This window comes from Thermomonospora umbrina, assembly GCF_003386555.1.
GTDB lineage: Bacteria > Actinomycetota > Actinomycetes > Streptosporangiales > Streptosporangiaceae > Thermomonospora > Thermomonospora umbrina.
The window spans coordinates 2,778,026-2,794,592 of the sequence record NZ_QTTT01000001.1 but is presented as its reverse complement, the minus strand read 5'-3'; the positions used below and the strand labels follow the sequence as shown (position 1 = coordinate 2,794,592).

General features: G+C 72.1%; 18 protein-coding genes. 9 read left to right on the top strand and 9 right to left on the bottom strand.

Going from position 1 to position 16,567, the window contains the following annotated elements; translation table 11 throughout:
- Nucleotides 1-19 precede the first annotated feature (19 nt).
- Nucleotides 20-1,303, bottom strand: coding sequence for an adenylosuccinate synthase (locus DFJ69_RS12385; protein ID WP_116022619.1), 1,284 nt, complete (start codon nucleotides 1,301-1,303; stop codon nucleotides 20-22).
- A 446-nt stretch (nucleotides 1,304-1,749) separates the two neighbouring features.
- Here DFJ69_RS12385 and DFJ69_RS12380 point away from each other — a divergent pair, with 446 nt between their 5' ends.
- Entirely contained in the window at nucleotides 1,750-1,947 is a 198-nt protein-coding gene (locus tag DFJ69_RS12380) for a hypothetical protein (RefSeq protein WP_116022618.1), read from the top strand.
- 54 nt (nucleotides 1,948-2,001) lie between these two features.
- Here DFJ69_RS12380 and DFJ69_RS12375 read toward each other — a convergent pair whose 3' ends face one another.
- From DFJ69_RS12375 to fbaA, 4 genes are all read right to left on the bottom strand, one after another.
- A complete protein-coding gene (locus DFJ69_RS12375; RefSeq protein WP_116022617.1) occupies nucleotides 2,002-2,415 on the bottom strand; it encodes a DUF3151 domain-containing protein in 414 nt (137 codons plus the stop codon).
- Nucleotides 2,416-2,437: 22 nt separating this feature from the next.
- The gene (locus DFJ69_RS12370) at nucleotides 2,438-2,953 is read right to left on the bottom strand and encodes a GNAT family N-acetyltransferase (RefSeq protein ID WP_245974287.1); all 516 of its coding nucleotides are present in this window, start codon (nucleotides 2,951-2,953) and stop codon (nucleotides 2,438-2,440) included.
- A 103-nt stretch (nucleotides 2,954-3,056) separates the two neighbouring features.
- Entirely contained in the window at nucleotides 3,057-3,518 is a 462-nt protein-coding gene (locus tag DFJ69_RS12365; RefSeq protein WP_116022615.1) for a winged helix-turn-helix transcriptional regulator, read from the bottom strand.
- Between the two features lie 81 nt (nucleotides 3,519-3,599).
- Entirely contained in the window at nucleotides 3,600-4,622 is a 1,023-nt protein-coding gene (gene fbaA, locus DFJ69_RS12360; protein WP_116022614.1) for a class II fructose-bisphosphate aldolase, read from the bottom strand.
- Between the two features lie 259 nt (nucleotides 4,623-4,881).
- Between fbaA and DFJ69_RS12355 the strand changes: the two genes are divergently transcribed.
- Nucleotides 4,882-5,586: a DedA family protein gene (locus DFJ69_RS12355; RefSeq protein ID WP_170177629.1), complete on the top strand. Its 705-nt coding sequence runs from the start codon at nucleotides 4,882-4,884 to the stop codon at nucleotides 5,584-5,586.
- 69 nt (nucleotides 5,587-5,655) lie between these two features.
- A complete protein-coding gene (locus tag DFJ69_RS12350) occupies nucleotides 5,656-6,045 on the top strand; it encodes a hypothetical protein (RefSeq protein WP_245974286.1) in 390 nt (129 codons plus the stop codon).
- 22 nt (nucleotides 6,046-6,067) lie between these two features.
- On the opposite strand, the gene pyrE is transcribed toward DFJ69_RS12350, so the two are convergent.
- Nucleotides 6,068-6,604, bottom strand: a complete 537-nt coding sequence (pyrE, locus tag DFJ69_RS12345) for an orotate phosphoribosyltransferase (protein WP_116026583.1) — start codon at nucleotides 6,602-6,604, stop codon at nucleotides 6,068-6,070.
- Between the two features lie 84 nt (nucleotides 6,605-6,688).
- On the opposite strand from pyrE, the gene DFJ69_RS12340 reads away from it, so the two are divergent.
- A complete protein-coding gene (locus DFJ69_RS12340; protein ID WP_245974284.1) occupies nucleotides 6,689-7,234 on the top strand; it encodes a hypothetical protein in 546 nt (181 codons plus the stop codon).
- An 11-nt stretch (nucleotides 7,235-7,245) separates the two neighbouring features.
- Here DFJ69_RS12340 and DFJ69_RS12335 read toward each other — a convergent pair whose 3' ends face one another.
- The 3 genes from DFJ69_RS12335 to DFJ69_RS12325 all read right to left on the bottom strand — a co-directional run bounded on the left by DFJ69_RS12335 (nucleotide 7,246) and on the right by DFJ69_RS12325 (nucleotide 11,439).
- On the bottom strand, nucleotides 7,246-7,857 hold the full coding sequence (locus DFJ69_RS12335) for a tetratricopeptide repeat protein (protein ID WP_245974282.1): 612 nt from the start codon (nucleotides 7,855-7,857) through the stop codon (nucleotides 7,246-7,248).
- A gap of 112 nt (nucleotides 7,858-7,969) precedes the next feature.
- Nucleotides 7,970-9,502, bottom strand: coding sequence for an NYN domain-containing protein (locus DFJ69_RS12330; protein ID WP_116022611.1), 1,533 nt, complete (start codon nucleotides 9,500-9,502; stop codon nucleotides 7,970-7,972).
- Nucleotides 9,503-9,822: 320 nt separating this feature from the next.
- Nucleotides 9,823-11,439: a DUF7800 domain-containing protein gene (locus DFJ69_RS12325; RefSeq protein WP_116022610.1), complete on the bottom strand. Its 1,617-nt coding sequence runs from the start codon at nucleotides 11,437-11,439 to the stop codon at nucleotides 9,823-9,825.
- A 381-nt stretch (nucleotides 11,440-11,820) separates the two neighbouring features.
- Here DFJ69_RS12325 and DFJ69_RS12320 point away from each other — a divergent pair, with 381 nt between their 5' ends.
- From DFJ69_RS12320 to DFJ69_RS12300, 5 genes are all read left to right on the top strand, one after another.
- Entirely contained in the window at nucleotides 11,821-14,202 is a 2,382-nt protein-coding gene (locus DFJ69_RS12320) for a sensor histidine kinase (protein ID WP_116022609.1), read from the top strand.
- Nucleotides 14,199-14,618, top strand: coding sequence for a roadblock/LC7 domain-containing protein (locus DFJ69_RS12315; protein ID WP_116022608.1), 420 nt, complete (start codon nucleotides 14,199-14,201; stop codon nucleotides 14,616-14,618). Before DFJ69_RS12320 ends, DFJ69_RS12315 begins: the two co-directional genes overlap by 4 nt.
- Nucleotides 14,615-14,986 (top strand): DUF742 domain-containing protein, encoded by a 372-nt coding sequence (locus tag DFJ69_RS12310; RefSeq protein WP_116022607.1) that lies wholly within the window; start codon nucleotides 14,615-14,617, stop codon nucleotides 14,984-14,986. The genes DFJ69_RS12315 and DFJ69_RS12310 overlap by 4 nt, the downstream gene beginning before the upstream one ends.
- Nucleotides 14,970-15,587 (top strand): GTP-binding protein, encoded by a 618-nt coding sequence (locus DFJ69_RS12305; RefSeq protein ID WP_116022606.1) that lies wholly within the window; start codon nucleotides 14,970-14,972, stop codon nucleotides 15,585-15,587. The genes DFJ69_RS12310 and DFJ69_RS12305 overlap by 17 nt, the downstream gene beginning before the upstream one ends.
- 74 nt (nucleotides 15,588-15,661) lie before the next feature.
- Entirely contained in the window at nucleotides 15,662-16,564 is a 903-nt protein-coding gene (locus DFJ69_RS12300) for an SDR family oxidoreductase (RefSeq protein ID WP_116022605.1), read from the top strand.
- Nucleotides 16,565-16,567 lie beyond the last annotated feature (3 nt).

Genomic DNA, 16,567 nt, shown 5'->3' with positions numbered 1-16,567 from the left:
GGCGTTCGCTCGGCGGGTGTCAGACGAGGGGGCGCAGGGACAGCGTCTGGTCGCGGCCGGGGCCCACGCCGATGGCGGAGATCTGCGCGCCGGACAGCTTCTCGACCGCGCGGACGTACGCCTGCGCGTTCGGGGGGAGGTCCTCGAACGTCTTGGCGCCCGAGATGTCCTCCTTCCAGCCGTCGAAGTACTCCAGGATCGGCTTGGCGTGGTGGAACTCGGTCTGCGAGGCGGGCATCTCGTCGACCCGGACGCCGTCGATCTCGTACGCCACGCAGACCGGCACCCGCTCCAGACCGGACAGCACGTCCAGCTTGGTGAGGAAGTAGTCGGTGACGCCGTTGACCCGGGTGGCGTACCGGGCGATCACCGCGTCGAACCAGCCGCAACGGCGGTCGCGCCCGGTGGTGACGCCGTACTCGCCGCCGGTCTTGCGCAGGTACTCGCCCATCTCGTCGAGCAGCTCGGTGGGGAACGGTCCAGAGCCCACGCGTGTCGTGTACGCCTTGATGATGCCGATCACCCGGGTGATCCGGGTGGGACCGACGCCGGAGCCCGCGCAGGCGCCGCCGGCGGTGGGGCTGGAGGAGGTCACGAACGGGTAGGTGCCGTGGTCGATGTCCAGCAGGGTGCCCTGGGCGCCCTCCAGCAGCACGACCTTGCCGTCCTCCAGGGCCTGGTTGAGGATCAGCGTGGTGTCGGCGACGTAGGGCCGCAGCCGCTCGCCGTAGGTCAGGTACTCCTCGACGATGGGGCCGGTCTCGATCCGTCGGCGGTTGTAGACCTTGGTGAGGACCTGGTTCTTCTCGCGGAGCGACAGGTCCAGCTTCTGGGTGAGGATGTTGGGGTCGAACAGGTCCTGCACCCGGACACCCATCCGGTTGATCTTGTCGGCGTAGGTGGGGCCGATGCCCCGGCCGGTGGTGCCGATCCGGGCCTTGCCGAGGTACCGCTCGGTCACCTTGTCGAGGGCCCGGTGGTGGGGCATGATCAGGTGCGCGTTGGCCGAGATCAGCAGGCGCTCGCAGGAGATGCCGCGCTCGGCCAGGCCGTCGATCTCGCCGAGCAGCACGCCCGGGTCGATGACCACGCCGTTGCCGATCACCGGCACCACACCGGGGGACAGCACCCCCGAGGGCAGCAGGTGCAGCGCGTAGCTCTTGTCGCCGATGACCACGGTGTGCCCGGCGTTGTTGCCGCCCTGATAGCGGACGACGTAGTCGACGTCCTCGCCGAGCAGGTCGGTGGCCTTGCCCTTACCCTCGTCGCCCCACTGGGCGCCCACGAGCACGATGCCCGGCATCAGGCGTCCCTCCCCGAGATGCGGTGCGGCTGCGCGGCGCTGTGCTCTCGCCCTCGTCCCCACGGGTCCGCCCGGTGAGCTCCGACAAGCACGATGGCAGGCATCAGGCATTCCTTCCCGCGTGGCACAGCGCGACGCTGCGGCGCGGCGACGGCCACATCCCTCTCATGACGAAGGCCCCTGATCGCAAGCGCGAAGGGGCCTCTTGCGTGCAAATCGTACCCGGAGACGGCCCGACGGGAAACCGTGCCGCTCCGCCGATGCCGTCGTGATCAGGGCGCTGACCTGTTCCGCCTCGGATGCCACGGGGGCCTGCGACCGATCATGGGAGGGATTTCCAGGCGCTCGTCAAGAAACGGTAAGGCGTCGTGGTGGTTACTGATAGCGATGGTAATTTTGCCCACCGTAGTCGCCGGGCCGATCGAGGACAAGGAAAGGAACTCCCCATGTCAGGACCACGTCCCGCCCTCTCCGCCGTCGGCCTGTCCGCGGTCGCCGTGCGCACGCTGGCCCTCGCCGGACTGACGGGACCGCTCGTCCCGAACACGGTCCGGAACGAGCGATGTCGGCGGGTCCGATGCTCGTCCGGGAAACGGCCCACCCCCCGGGAGGTCGACGGGGCGGTGCCGGAGGGCGACCGGTAGTTCGACGGCGCCGCCGCGGTGGACGCCCTGTCGCCGTGGCGGCGCCCGCGGCCCCTACGACAGGGTGTCGGCCGCCGTGGGGCTGCTGTCGCGCAGGAAGGCGCGGCAGCGTTCGGCCTCCTCGTCCTCGCCGATCGCGGCGGCGGCGCGGCCGAGGGCGTTCAGGGCGCGCAGGAAGCCGCGGTTGGGCTCGTGCTCCCAGGGCACCGGGCCATGCCCCTTCCAGCCGGAGCGGCGAAGCTGGTCCAGGGCACGGTGGTAGCCGGTCCGGGCGTACGCGTACGACTCGATCACGTTGCCGTTCTCGAACGCGCGGTCGGCGAGGGCCGCCCACGCGCCGGAGTGCGTCGGGTGCTTGGCGGCGACCTCCACCGGGTCGACACCGCTCTCCAGCGCCTCCCGGGCGTCGGTGTTGTCCGGCAGTTCGGTGGGCGGCGGTCCGCCGAGCAGGTTCGTCATGGTCGCCATGGTAGATCTTCCGGCCCACCGGTCAGGAGGCGAGGGAAGGCGGGAGCGGCAGGGTGAAGGCGACCATGCCGTCGGCGGGCCGGGGCCGCACCAGGGGCCAGCCCTGTCGGAGGGCCGAGATCGCCGGGGCGTTGTCCGGCAGGACGTCGGCGGTGAACGCGCCGATCCCGCGCCGGGACGCGGTGTCGGCGAGCGAGGTCACCAGCATCCGGGCCATCCCGAGCCGACGCCAGGGGTCGGCGACCATCACGCCCAGATCGGCGCGGGCCGGGTCGACGGGGTCGCGCACGTACTCGGCGACGCCGACCATCGCGTCGCCGGCCAGCGCCACCAGGGCCTCCCGGTCCCAGTGGTCGAAGTCGTCCAGCCGTCGGACGTACATCTCCGGGATGCGCGGGGTGCCGGTGAAGAACCGGCTGTAGAGGCTGTGCGCCGACATCAGGTCGGACATCCGGCGCAGCCGGGGGGCGTCGGTGATGCCGTACGGGCGGACCCGCACCAGGGCCGGTGACACCGGCTCCTCGATGAGTAGCGTCATGAAATCCATTGGAGCGCATCAAGTTTCATGAAGCAACCCACTGCCCGCACGGATCCGCGGCGACCTTTGTCCACCGGAGACGAGAAACCCCGCCGAGCGGCCGTCAGCGGCCGAGGGGGACCGCGCCCGGGCCGGGGAGGGGCTCGACGTCCCCGGGGCCCAGAGAGACGCCACAGGCGTCACAGGTGAGTTGCTCGGTGAGGGATCCGCCGCAGCCCCGGTGGGAGATGATCGCCGGAGGGCCGTTCTCGGCGTAGTGGCGGTCGCCCCACTTGAGCAGGCTCATCATCGTGGGCCACAGCTCGACGCCCTTGCGCGTCAACCGGTACTCGAAGCGCTCGGGCCGTTCCTGGTAGCGGTGGCGGCGGAGGATGCCCTCCTCGCACAGCCGGTTGAGCCGGTCGGCCAGCACGTTGCGGGCCATGCCCAGGTGATCGGCGAAGTCGTCGAAGCGACGGACGCCCTCGAAGGCGGTGCGGATCACCAGGAGCGTCCAGCGATCGCCGACGATCTCCAGGGAGCGGGCGATCGAGCAGTTCTGCGAGTCGTACGTGCGGGGCAACACACTACGAGGCTACCCGCGTTGCGTGAAGAAACGCCGGGCCCGCCGCGGTGCGGCCGCGGGCCCGACGCGACGACGGACCGACTACTTGAGCTTCTTGCCCGCGGACATCAGGTCCTCGCACGCGGTGACGATGCGCGCGGCCATGGCGGTCTCGCCGGCCTTGCCGTACGAGCGTGGGTCGTACTGCTTCTTGTTGCCGACCTCGCCGTCGATCTTCAGCACGCCGTCGTAGTGGCGCAGCATGTGGTCGGCGATCGGCCGGGTGAAGGCGTACTGGGTGTCGGTGTCGATGTTCATCTTGATGACGCCGTAGGAGATGGCCTCGCGGATCTCCGCCTGCGACGAGCCCGAGCCGCCGTGGAAGACCAGGTCGAACGGCTTGTCCTTGCCGTACTTGGAGCCGACCGCGTCCTGGATCTCCTTGAGGACCTCCGGCCGGAGCTTGACCGCGCCCGGCTTGTAGACGCCGTGCACGTTCCCGAACGTGGCCGCCAGGATGTAGCGGCCCCGCTCGCCCACCCCGACGGCCTCGGCGGTGGCCAGCGCGTCGCCGGTGGTGGTGTAGAGCTTCTCGTTGATCTCGTGGGCGACGCCGTCCTCCTCGCCGCCGACGACGCCGATCTCCATCTCCATGATCACGCGCGCCTGCGCGCACTGCTCCAGGAGTTCGGCGGCGATCCGCAGGTTCTCGTCGAGCGGCACGGCCGAGCCGTCCCACATGTGCGACTGGAACAGCGGCTGCTCGCCCCGCGCCACCCGCTCCTGGGAGATCTTCACCAGCGGGCGCATGAAGCCGTCGAGCTTGTCCTTGGGGCAGTGGTCGGTGTGCAGCGCGATGTTCACCGGGTATTCGGCGGCGACGACCCGCGCGTACTCGGCGAAGGCCACGGAGCCGACCACCATGTCCTTGACGGTGGAGCCGGACAGGTACTCGGCCCCTCCGGTGGACACCTGGATGATGCCGTCGCTCTCCGCCTCGGCGAAGCCGCGCAGCGCGGCGTTCAGGGTCTGGCTCGAGGTCACGTTGATGGCGGGGAAGGCGAAGCCGTCCTGCTTGGCGCGGTCGAGCATCTCCGCGTAGACCTCAGGGGTCGCGATGGGCATTGTGAACGTCCTTTCTTCACGGATGTCCGTTGTCCGCGGCGAGGTGCCATGACCGGCCCTGTGACCGGCACCCGCCCCGTCGGGGGTACGCCACCGCCGGCCTTACGCCCAGTATCCCGGAGAGCACCGCGGAGGCCACCCCGGGGCCTGCTGGACCGCTCCCGGAGCCCCAGGTGAGCGGGGGGAACGGGAGAACCGGGGGTACGGGGGTATACCGCTTCGGGCGGAAACGGCCGCGTCGGACGGATAAGCTCGCCCTGTGGAACTCGCGGTGAACTTCCTCAACCCGGAATCCCTGATCGTCACGTTCGGGGTGGTGGGCATTCTGGCCATCATCTTCGCGGAGACGGGGCTGCTGTTCGGCTGTGTCCTGCCGGGAGACTCGCTGCTGTTCGCGGCGGGCATCTTCACCGTGGGGTCGGCCGCCTCGGAGATCGGGCTCGACCGTCCGCTGTCGCTGACGGTGCTCCTGATCGGCGGCCCGGTCTGCGCGATCGTGGGCGCACAGCTCGGCCACTGGATCGGCGCCAGATACGGGCGCAAGCTGTTCGAGCGCCCGGACTCCAAGATCTTCCGCCAGGAGTGGGTGGACAAGGCCGAGCACTACTTCCTCAAGTTCGGCCCGGCCAAGGCCGTGGTGCTGGCCCGGTTCATCCCGATCGTGCGGACGTTCCTCAACCCGCTGGCCGGGATGCTGGGCATGGACGCCCGCAGGTTCTTCGTGTGGAACGTGATCGGCGGCATCCTGTGGACCGACGGGCTGTTCCTGCTCGGTCACTTCCTCGGTTCGCAGATCCCGAACATCGAGGCCTACATCCTGCCCGGAATCGCAGTGATCGTCCTGCTTTCGGTGATCCCCATCGTCCGGGAGATCATGAAGGGACGTCGCGCGAACCGGTCCGGCGCCAACAAGAATGCCTCTGAAGAGTCACGACCGTCGCTGAGCGGTGACAGTTCTCGCTAACCTCCCCATGTGGGACGTCACCGGTCGGACCCTAGGGGTCTCGCGCGCATACTCTTCGCGGCACTCGGCGTGGCAGCGGCACTGACTCTTGTCGTGGTCGGCGGGGTGGCGTTGGTGAACGCGCTCACCTCGGAATCGACGGGCCCCGGCCCGGCGCCGTCCATGACCGTGCATCCGTCGCAGGAACCCGAGAGCCCCCCCGAGACGACGTCCGCGTCGGCTCCTCCGTTGGAGATCAGAGTGGTGGGCCAGCCCACCAGCGTCTTCGTCAAGGAGTCCGGCAGCCGCGGGGCCGTCCTGCAGCGGGGGGTGCTCGCCACCGGCGAGACCCGCCGCTACGACACGGCCCCGCTGGACGTCGTCGTCACCAACTCCGCCTCCGTCGAGGTCAGGATCTACGGAACGTTGCAGGAGGACGTCGACGGCGGACGGGGCGAGTGGGTGGTCCCCATCCGGTGACCCCCGTCCGGCCGGGCGGACGTCAGCCGACGCCCAGGTCGGCGACCTCATAGGCGGCGCGATAGTCCAGGCCCTCGGCGCGGATCCGGTCGGCGGCCCCCCGCTCGACGATGGTCGCCACCCCGACGACGTCGGCGCCCGCCGCGCGCAGCGCCTCCACGGCCGTCAGCACCGAGCCGCCGGTGGTGGAGGTGTCCTCGACGGCCAGCACCCGGCGGCCCGCGACGTCGGGGCCCTCGATGCGGCGCTGGAGCCCGTGGGTCTTGTCGGCCTTGCGGACCACGAACGCGTCGAGTTCGCGACCCCGGGCGTGGGCGGCGTGCAGCATCGCGGTGGCCACCGGGTCGGCCCCCAGGGTCAGCCCGCCGACGGCGTCGTACTCCAGGTCGGCGGTCAGGTCCAGCATCACCCGGCCGACGAGCGGGGCGGCCCGGCCGTCCAGCGTCACCCGTCGCAGGTCCACGTACCAGTTCGCACGCCGTCCGGACGACAGGGTGACCTCGCCGTGCACCACGGCCTTCTTCTTGATCTGTTGCAGCAGTTCTTCGCGGTCGCTCACGGTCGCCAACCCTAGTCGGCGCGTGTCGCGAGGGATCTCCGCGGTGTACCTTCGTCGGATGCCGCACTCGGACCGGGTGGCGCCATGACGCCCGGGTCGCTGATCCTCCTGCATCCGCCCCGCGCCACCGCCGGCGACTGGGGCGACGTCCCCGAACTGCTGCGCGCGTACGGCCTCGACGTGATCGCGCCGGACATCAGGGAGGGCGGCGGGATGCGTTACGTGGCCCGGGCCTCGCTGGTGATCGCCGCCGCCGGGCCCGCGGTGCCGCTGGTGCTGGTCGGCCACGGCGCGGCGGGCCCGCTGCTGCCGGCGGTCGCCGCCGCCCAGCGCGCCGCGCACCGCCCCGTGGGGGGCTACGTGTTCGTGGACGCCGACCTTCCCGTGCACCGTCGTCCGGCGGACGACCACGCGCACGGACACGGGCCCGCGAACGTGAACGGGCAGGAGGACGACGCGCCGGTGCCCGCGGACTGGCCGGAGGCCCCGTGCGGCTACCTCGGCACCGCCGAGGAGCACGGCCCGCCCGTACGGCAGGCGCGGCTGCGGGGCTGGCAGGTCAGGACGGGAGCCGGCGCGGAGGGCGCGACGGTCGCCCGGGCGCTGCGCGACCTCGTCGCGGCCCTGTGACCGGGGGGCCGCTACGCCTTGAGCAGGTCGTCCAGCATCGCGTCGTAGTCGTCCTCCGGCCTGCCGAGGTCGATCCTGGCCCGGTAGCGCAGCCGGAGGAGGGCCTCCAGGCTGTCCTCGGCGATCGCGAGGTCGTCGGCATCGTCCAGATCGCCCGGGTCGTCCGGGACCGTGACACCCTGCTCGCGCAGCGCCAGCACCACGTCCGCGCCCGCCGTCGCCCAGTCGTACGCGCCGGTCATGTCGCCCTGCGCGTAGAGCACCTCGGCGACCGTCCGGTAGACCTCGGGGTCGGTGGGGCGGTCCTTGTGGATCTGCTCGATCAGGGCGCGGGCCTGGTCGCGTTCGCCGAGTTCGAAGAGCGCGTCGGCGAGGTAGGCGCGGGGGTCGCCGTAGGCCTCCCCGCCGTCCTCGATCGCCTGGCGGTACACCTCGGCCGCCTTGTCGTGGTCGCCCGCGTGCTGCCACTGCTCCCCGGCGCGCAGCAGCACCTTGGCCCGGGAGACACCGCCGGACACCGACGCCGCCAGCTCGGACAGGCGCCGCGCGGCCGACGTGTGATCGCCAGTGCGCAGGGTGTCGAACTCCAGATCGTCGAGATCGTCTTCCGTCACATGCGTCACGGTTCAACGCTACCCGCCGGTCGGCCCCCGAAGCGGCGTATTTGCGGATGATCGCGAATGGGATTCGTGTATGCCCGGTGACCGGCCGCGATGGACCGAAACCCGGGGACGGCTAGCGCCGGGAGCGTTCGAGGGCGTCCCAGAAGCCGCGGCGCAGGGCGTGCCGGACCTCGTCGTGCAGCAGGAAGTCGATCGGCAGGGAGGACCCCTGCAGCAGCCGGGCCTCCAGGTCGGAGGGCATGCGGGGCTTGCGGGCCAGCACCGCCTCCAGCCAGAGGGCGGGCGCGTCCCTGGCGACCGACTCGCCGAAGTCCTGCCCCTCGTTGTGGGCGGCCTTCACCGCGTCCGACAGCGTGGGCGTGCTCTGCTGCACCGGCACCGGGAGCGGGGCGATCTGCTGGGGGCCCGTGTAGGGGCCGTGCTGCGGCGGCGACGACTGCGGGATGTGCTGGGGGCCGGTCGGCCCGGCGTGCGACGACGGCACGTAGTGCGAGCCGGCGCCCGGCGACGAGGACGGCGTCGGGGCGGACTGCATCGGCGGCGAAGGCTGTGGGATCTGCGGGCCGGTGGACGCGCCGCCGGAGCCGCCGAGCCCGCTGCCGAACAGCGACCCGTGCGAGGACCCGGGGTTGTGCGACGACGTGTGGCCGTGCGAGGAGGGTCCGTGCGACGACGTCGAGCCGGACCCGTGCGAGGGCGTGGACCCGTGCGAGGAGGACGACCCGTGCTGCGAGGACGCCGACCCGGACGACCCCGAGCTCGAGGACGGCGGGTCGAGCGACGCGGAGCCCAACCCGCGCAGCGCGTTGCCGAGCCCCGAGCCGAACGTCGAGCCCCCGCCCGACCCCGTGCCGGAGCCGGAGGACGACGAGCCGCCCGTGGAGTGCGCCCCCGTCGGGTGCGTTCCCGTGGAGTGCGATGAGTGCGTCGAGTGCGATGAGTGCGACGCATGCGTGCCCGAGGACGTGACCTGGGGCGCGCCCGTGATCGGCGAGCCGGGGGGCGGGCTGCTGTGCGGCGCGGCCGACAGCGGTGCGATGCTGCCGCCGGTGCTCGCGCCGTGTCCGTTGGACAGCGGCGACACCGAGCCGCCCCCGCCCTGGTCGAGGCCGCTGAGCAGGTTGACGTACGGGCGCAGATGGCCGGAGCCGATCTCGATCAGGTCGTCGCACTCCTGGCGCAGCACCCGCGAGATCGTCCAGTTGCCGTCCACCGCGACGTGCACCACGGTGACGCGGACGCCGAGGTCCTGGGCGTCGGAGATCACCTGGGCGAGGTCCTCGTCGCCGCTGACCACCACGGCGTCGGCGATGGCGCCGTTGCGGGCCAGGGCCATCAGGTCACGGTGGATCTCGGTGTCCACGCCCTCGCGGCGGCCCGGGCGGATCCGGCCGAGGCGGAGTTTGAGGCCGGGCAGGTCGGCGAGGGCCTCGTGCTCGGGGGAGCGACGCCCCTCGACGGTCGCCTCGTACCAATAGCAGCGCAGCAACGGCAGGCCGGTGCGTTCACGGCCGAGGTTGCCCAGGAGTTGGAGCAGCCCCCCGAAGTCCCAGGACACCGTCTCCCGATGGCGGGTCCCATGCACCGCCATCGCGCCGTCCGCCAGCAGGTAGCCGGCGTCTACGAACAGCGCACAGCGATCCATGTCGCACCGCCCTTCATCACTTCGGGACCGGAGTGGCAGCCGACTCCGTGAGCGGGACCCTGTCGAAGGCCCATGATCCTCCTCGGCGGACACCGGTCTGCGATGGACCCGGGGCATCACCAGCGTAGTGAAGGCCCCGAGTGCCGTCGGCCGATCCGGCGATTCGCCACCGATTCATGACGGGACCCTCTCAGAGCATTGCGACGGGACGCTACCAGCCGTTCCGGTCGTCCGGAACGGCTCTCCATGATCTTTACAAGGTGAGACGACGGCCCGTTCGATGGTAGAGGGAATCCGCTGTCCGATTCCTTAACGGGAACTCAAGAATTCGGGCGCGACAGGCGCGCCGACGCACGCCGGACGAGGGTGGCGCCCGGACCCGCGGCCTCCCAGACCACCCGCGCGTCGCGACCGTCGATCTCGATGGTGGCGATCATGTTCTCGAACCAGGGACCGTCCGTCAGCCGCCACCGCAGCGGCGGCCTGGGCACCCGGGCCAGCGCCGCGAGCCCCCGGAACAGCCACGCCGTGCCCTTGCGACAGGCCACCACGTTGGCCCACCGGAACTTGCCCGCCAACGGATTGCGCAGTGGAGAGCACACCACCTGCGAGATCGGCGTCTCGGTCGTCGGGGCCGTGACCCGCGCCAGGTACGAGTAATGGACGTCGCCGGACAGGAACGCGACGCTGGCCGGGGCCCGCCCCCGCTCCCCGCGCGCCACCGCGCCCACGTCCTCGGCCACCGCCCGGAACGAGTTCTCGAACGCGGCCCAGTGCTCCAGGTCGGCGGCCTGCCGCACCTTCTCGCCGAACCGGGCGCCGGCCTTGCCCCACGCGCCGGCCGCCACCGCCTCGTTCCAGTTCTCGGCGTTGTGGATGGCGCGCGGCAGCAGGTACGGCAGTGAGCTGGCGATCAGCAGATGGTCGCGGTCGCCCCGGCACTGCTCGTCCAGCCAGGCCAGCTCGGTGTCGTCGAGCATGGCGCGCCGGTCGGCGGTCAGCAGCCGGGAGCAGCGGCTGTCGATCATGATCAGCCTCGTGTCGCCGAAGTCGTGCGCATAGCTCCAGCGGGACTTCGCGGGATCCTTGTCGGCCCGCTCGGCGAACTCGTCCACCAGGTCGCCCGCGTCGCCGCCCTCCGCCGCGACCGCCCGCACCGCCGCGTACAACTCGTCGGCGGCCCGCTCCTGCGGGGTGAGGTTCCCGAGGTGCTGGTAGATCCAGTACGAGCCGAGGCCGCCGGTGATCCGCTTGCGCCACCACGGCATCGCCCACACCTGCTCGCGCCAGGTGTGCGAGGTGTTCCAGTCGTCCCGCACGTCGTGGTCGTCGAAGATCGTGTACGTCGCCACGGTGGAGAGCAGCCAGCGGACCGCCGGGTCCATCCGCCACGCCAACGTGTACAGGTGGGCGTACTCCTCGAAGTCGGCCACCTCGTCGCGCGGCTCGCTGTCGGGGCCGCGCCGCTCGTGGATGAACGCGCGGATCTCGTCGCCCAACTCGTCGGCGTACACCTGGTCGCCGATCATCAGCAGCGCGGTGGGCCACTCGCCCGCCTGCTGGGCGAGCCGCCGCGCGAACGCCGCCAGCGCGTCATGGCCGTGCACGCCCTTCGTGTCGGGGCTGCGCCGGCAGGACCCGAACGACAGCCGGACCCGTTCCCCGGGCGCGAGGGTGCGGATCTCGCTGGGCGGAAAGTCCTCCGCACCCGCTTCGGGCCACGCGACCCGACCGTCGAGCAGCACCTCGTACGGGGTCCGCGACCCGGGTTCGAGTCCGTCGACCTCCACGAGGGCGTAGTGGTGACCGTGCACGGTGAACGTCGCGGCCGTGGCGCCGAGGACGCCGACCTCGCAGGGGCGGTCGGTCTCCACCCAGACGGTCGCGGTGCGCTCGCCGACGTGGCGGAGCAGGGGGCCGAGAACCAGTTCGGTCATAGTGCGCATCTCTAGTCCACCGATGGGGCGCGCGTCCACCGGACGGTGGATCACGGCGGGTCGATCCGGTGAATGACAGGGCGATGACTCCGGGTTATGCTCCGTTCGGTGTGCGCCGGCACGCGGGGCGTGGTCGGGCCGAGGTCGGTCCGAGGGAATGCCACCCCGCGTCCCCCTTCATCGTCGCGTGTTCGCGCAGTGAGTCGCTCCGAACCTCGCGCTCACAGAACGGCAATACCGGCGTAATGCCGTCTCCCTAGCTTGCGGGCCTTGACCATCACTGCGGTCCGGCCTTTCGGGGGGGTTGACGATGAGCGTCGCGTCTGGAGCGGGGTCGTGAGCCCACGGCACCGCGCACCGAACAGGCGGCACACCGGGCCCGTGCCCGTGGACGAACCGCTGACGCGTGGGCGGCGGCGGTTCGCGCGGGCCAGGACCATCCGGGCGCGGCTCGCGCTGGTGCTCACGGTGCCGACGGTGATGCTCGTGGCGTTCGCGGGCGTCGGGGTGTTCGCGCAGGTGCGGGTGGCCGGGGAGGCGCGGGCGGTCGTCGGGCACGTGGAGTTGGTGCTCTCCACGCAGGAGCTGATCCACGCGTTGCAACGGGAACGCGGGCTGACCAGTGGTCTGCTGGGGGGCGGCACCCGTTCCCGGCCTCAGGTGGTCGCCCAGCGGAAGGTCTCCGACCGGGGCCGGGCGGCGCTGGACCCGCTGCTCGTCGAGGCGGACGACGCGGGCGCCGATCAGATCCGCACCGCGCTGGGCAGGCTGAACACGCTGGCCTCCGTCCGCGCGGCCGTGGACGCCGGGCGCGCGTCCCGGACGACGGTGCTCGACTTCTACACCACCGCGATCACCGCGCTGGGCGCCGCCGCCCGGCAGAGCGTCCCGGAACGGCTCCCCGACCGGCGACTGCGCGACGGGCTGGAGTCGCTGCACGTCCTCGGGGACGCCAAGGAGTCCACGGCGCTCGAACGCGGCCACCTGAACGGGGTGTTCGCGGTGGGTCGGTTCACGCCCGACGACTACCGCCGGTTCACCGAGACCCGCGCGGCCCGGCTGGCGGCCCTCGTCCGGTTCCGGCAGGTGGCGGTGGACGGCCGGACCGCCCAGCTCGACGCCGCCCAGCGGACCCCGCAGGCCGAACTGGCCGCCGCGTACGAGGAACGGGCGCTGGCGGGCGCGTCGGGCGGCCGGCTCAGGGTGGAGGCGCCGCGCTGGTGGACGGCGATGACCACCGTGGTGGACGACCAGCGGACCGTGCAGCGCGGCATCGGCGAGGACGTTCGAGGGCGGGCGCACGCCGTGGACGAGCGGGCGACCCGGCTGCTCCTCGTGTACTCGGCGGGCGCGGCGGCGACGGTGCTGCTGGCGCTGCTGCTGTGGCTCTACACGTTCCGCTCCATCGTCCGGCCGCTGCGGATGCTGACCGCCGACGCGCGGGAGGTGGCCGCCACGAGCCTGCCCGGCGCGGTGGACCGGATCCGCGCAGCCGAGGACCCCGCCACGGTGGTGATCGACGTGCCGCCGTCCTCGGCGGCGCACCGCCGGGACGAGTTCGCCGAGGTCGCGACGGCCCTGGACGACGTGCAGCGGACCGCCGTGCGGCTGGCCGTCGAGCAGGCGGTGCTGCGGCACAACACCGCCGAGTCGCTGGCCAACCTGGGCCGCCGCAACCAGAACCTGGTCCGCCGCCAACTCGGCTTCATCAGCGCCCTGGAACGCGAGGAGGCCGACCCCAACGCGCTGGCGAACCTGTTCGAGCTGGACCACCTCGCCACCCGGATGCGCCGCAACGCCGAGAGCCTGCTCGTGCTGGTCGGCGAGCACAGCCCCCGGCCCTGGAAGGGGACCGTGGGCGTCGGCGACGTGCTGCGCGCGGCCCTCGGCGAGGTGGAGGACTACCGGCGGGTCGTCCTGCGCCGCATCGACGACGCCGACGTCCGGGGGATGGCCGCCGCCGAGATCTCCCACCTGCTGGCCGAACTGGTGGAGAACGCCCTCATCTCCTCGCCGCCCGACCAGGACGTCGAGGTGCAGGGCCGCGTGTTCGCGGGCCGCTACCACATCGCCATCGTCGACCAGGGCGTCGGCATGGCCCCCGAGGCCCTGGCCACGGCCAACGCCCGACTGCGCGCCGAGCAGAGCTTCCTGGTCGCCCCGACCCGCGACCTCGGCCACTACGTCGTGGGCCGCCTGGCCGAACGACTGGGCATCGAGGTGTGGCTGCACGACTCCCCCCTGAACGGGGTGACCGCCCGGGTCGTCCTGCCGGCCGACCTCTTGGAGACTCCGCGGGCGGACGCCCCGTCCGGTTCTGGCGCGACGGCCGGGACGTCCCCCGCGGGCAAGCCCCCACCCCCCACCCGCCATTCCCCACCGACCCCCGCCAACGGCATCGCCCTGGACCGTGCCACGCCGCGCAACCCCCCGAACGGTGTCGCGCCCCCGCCGGGGATGGGGAGCCCCGGGGGGTCCCCGGAGCGGGTGAGGGCTCGTTCCGGGGAGGGTGCGGTGGGGCGGGTCGTTGCGGAGGGCGCCGCGACCACGGAGAACGGGCTGGTGAAGCGGCGACGTAGAGAGGGCGGCGGTGCGCTGCGGCGGCCGATTCGGCCCGCGGCGCCGCCGTCGGCCCAGCGGGACCGGTCGCCCCATGAGGTGCGGTCGATGTTGGACGCCCTGCGGGACGGGGTGCGCAATGGTTCCCAGCCGGCCGGGCCCCAGGCGGCGGCCGGGCATGACGAAGGAGGTCCTCGCCGATGACCCAGATCCACCAGACGCAGAGCTTCAACTGGCTGCTCGCCCGGTTCGTCCGCGAGACCGACGGGGTCGCCGAGGCGGTGGCGGTGTCGTCCGACGGGCTGCTGATGGCGCTGTCGGACGGGCTGGACCGGGAGGGCGCCGAGCAGCTCGCGGCGATCGTTTCCGGGGTGACCAGCCTGGCGCGCAGCGCCTCCCGACAGTACGGGTTCGACGGGCTCAAGCTGGTGATGATCGAGATGCGCCGGGGCTTCCTGCTGGTCTCGGCGATCTCGGACGGGAGCTGTCTGGGCGTGGTGGCGACCTCGGACTGCGACCTGGGGCTGATCGGGCACGAGATCGCGGTGCTGTGCGACCGGTTCGGGGACCTGTTGACGCCGCAGATCGTGGCCGAGCTGAAGAGCGAGGTCCTGCGGTGAGCGGCGGCCCGTCCGCCTCGAACGGCGACGACGGCGGCCACTTCGTGCGGCCCTTCGTGGTGACCGGCGGCCGGACCCGGCCCACCGACGAGAGGTTGCGCGTGGAGGCCCTGATCACCGCGTTGCCCGCCGCGCTGTCCGCGCCGCTGAGCTTCGAGCGTCGCCGGATCGTGGAGCTGAGCTGTCGTCGTCCGTTGTCGGTGGCGGAGTTGGCGGCCCTGCTGGGGGTGCCGCTCGGGGTGGCCCGGGTGCTGATCGCGGACCTGATCGCCGAGCGTCTGGTGACCGTGCACGACCCCGTCGGCCTGAGCGACCTGCCGTCGCGGGCCCTGCTGGAGAGGATTCGCGAGGGTGTCCGCGCACTTTGAGACCGCCACCGCCGCGCCCGTGGTGGCCGCCAAGATCATCGTGTCGGGGGGCTTCGGCGTCGGCAAGACCACCTTCGTCGGCGCCGTCTCCGAGATCGAGCCCCTCACCACCGAGGCGGCGATGACCGAGGCCGCCGCCGGGGTGGACGACCTGAGCGGCGTCGAGCAGAAGAGGACCACGACGGTCGCCTTCGACTTCGGCCGCATCACCCTGGACGATCAGGTCATCCTCTACCTGTTCGGGACTCCGGGTCAGGAGCGCTTCGCCTTCCTGTGGGACGACCTCATCGTGGGGGCCCTGGGCTCGGTGGTGCTGCTGGACACCCGCCGGATCGACCACGCGTACCCGGCGGTGGACTTCTTCGAGGAGGCCGGGGTCCCGTTCGTGGTCGGTGTGAACCATTTCCCCGACGGTCGCCATTTCGACCTGGAGGAGGTGCGCGAGGCCCTGGGGGTGTCCGCCGACGTGCCGCTGGTGCCGTGCGACGCCCGCGACCGGCAGTCCGTGAAGCAGGTGCTCCTGGCGTTGTTGGACAGCCTGCTCTCCCACGACCCCGCTGGGTGGCGGAGGGACGCTCCGCCAGGGGCTACCCGCTGGTAGTAGCCATGGTCTACCCTGCCGCCATGCCGGCTAGAGCCGGCAACGTGCACGGCGGAAAGAGAGGGTGACCCACCATGGCGAAGGCAGGCGGACGGACCGCGAGCGCGGGACGGGTCGTGGTGGTCACCGGAGCCGCCCGAGGGCTCGGCGCGCTGCTGGCCAGGCGGCTGGCGGCACGCGGCGCCCGTGTCGCGCTGCTCGGCCTGGAGCCCGTCGAGTTGGCCGAGGTCGCCGCCTCCTGCGGTCCGGACGCGGGCTGGTGGGAGGTGGACGTCACCGACGACGACGCCATGGCGAAGGTCGCCGCCGACGTGAAGGAACGGTACGGCCGCGTCGACATCGTCATCGCCAACGCGGGCATCGCCACCGGAGGGCCCGTCCAGTTCTCCGACCCGCGCACGTTCTCCCGCGTCATCGAGGTCAACCTGCTGGGCAGCGTGGCCACCGCCCGCGCCTTCATGCCCGCGCTCCGCGAGAGCCGCGGCTACTACTTCCAGGTCGCCTCGCTGGCGGCGCTGTTCGCCGCCCCGATGATGGCCGCCTACTGCGCCAGCAAGTCGGGTGTCGAGGCGTTCGCCCACTCCCTGCGCGCCGAGGTCGCGGCGTTCGGGGTGGACGTCGGCATCGGCTACCTGAGCTGGACCGACACCGACATGGTGCGCGGCGCCGACGAGAACGAGGTGCTGCGGGAGATGCGCGCCGGGATGCCGTTCCCCGCCAACCGCACCTATCCGCTGGAGTCCACGGTCGACCGCCTCGTCGAGGGTGTCATCCGCCGCCGGGCCCACGTGTACGGCCAGCGCTGGCTGCCCGCCATGCAGGCCGTTCGGGCGTTCGCCCCGGTGGTCGTCACCCAGTACGCCCGCCGCATGATGCGCGACTTCGAGACCCGCTGGCTCGCCGCCGGGGCCGACACCGGGCTGGTCGGGGCCGGCGGCGCGGCCAACGACAAGAACGCCGCCGCCGACGGCCGATGATGT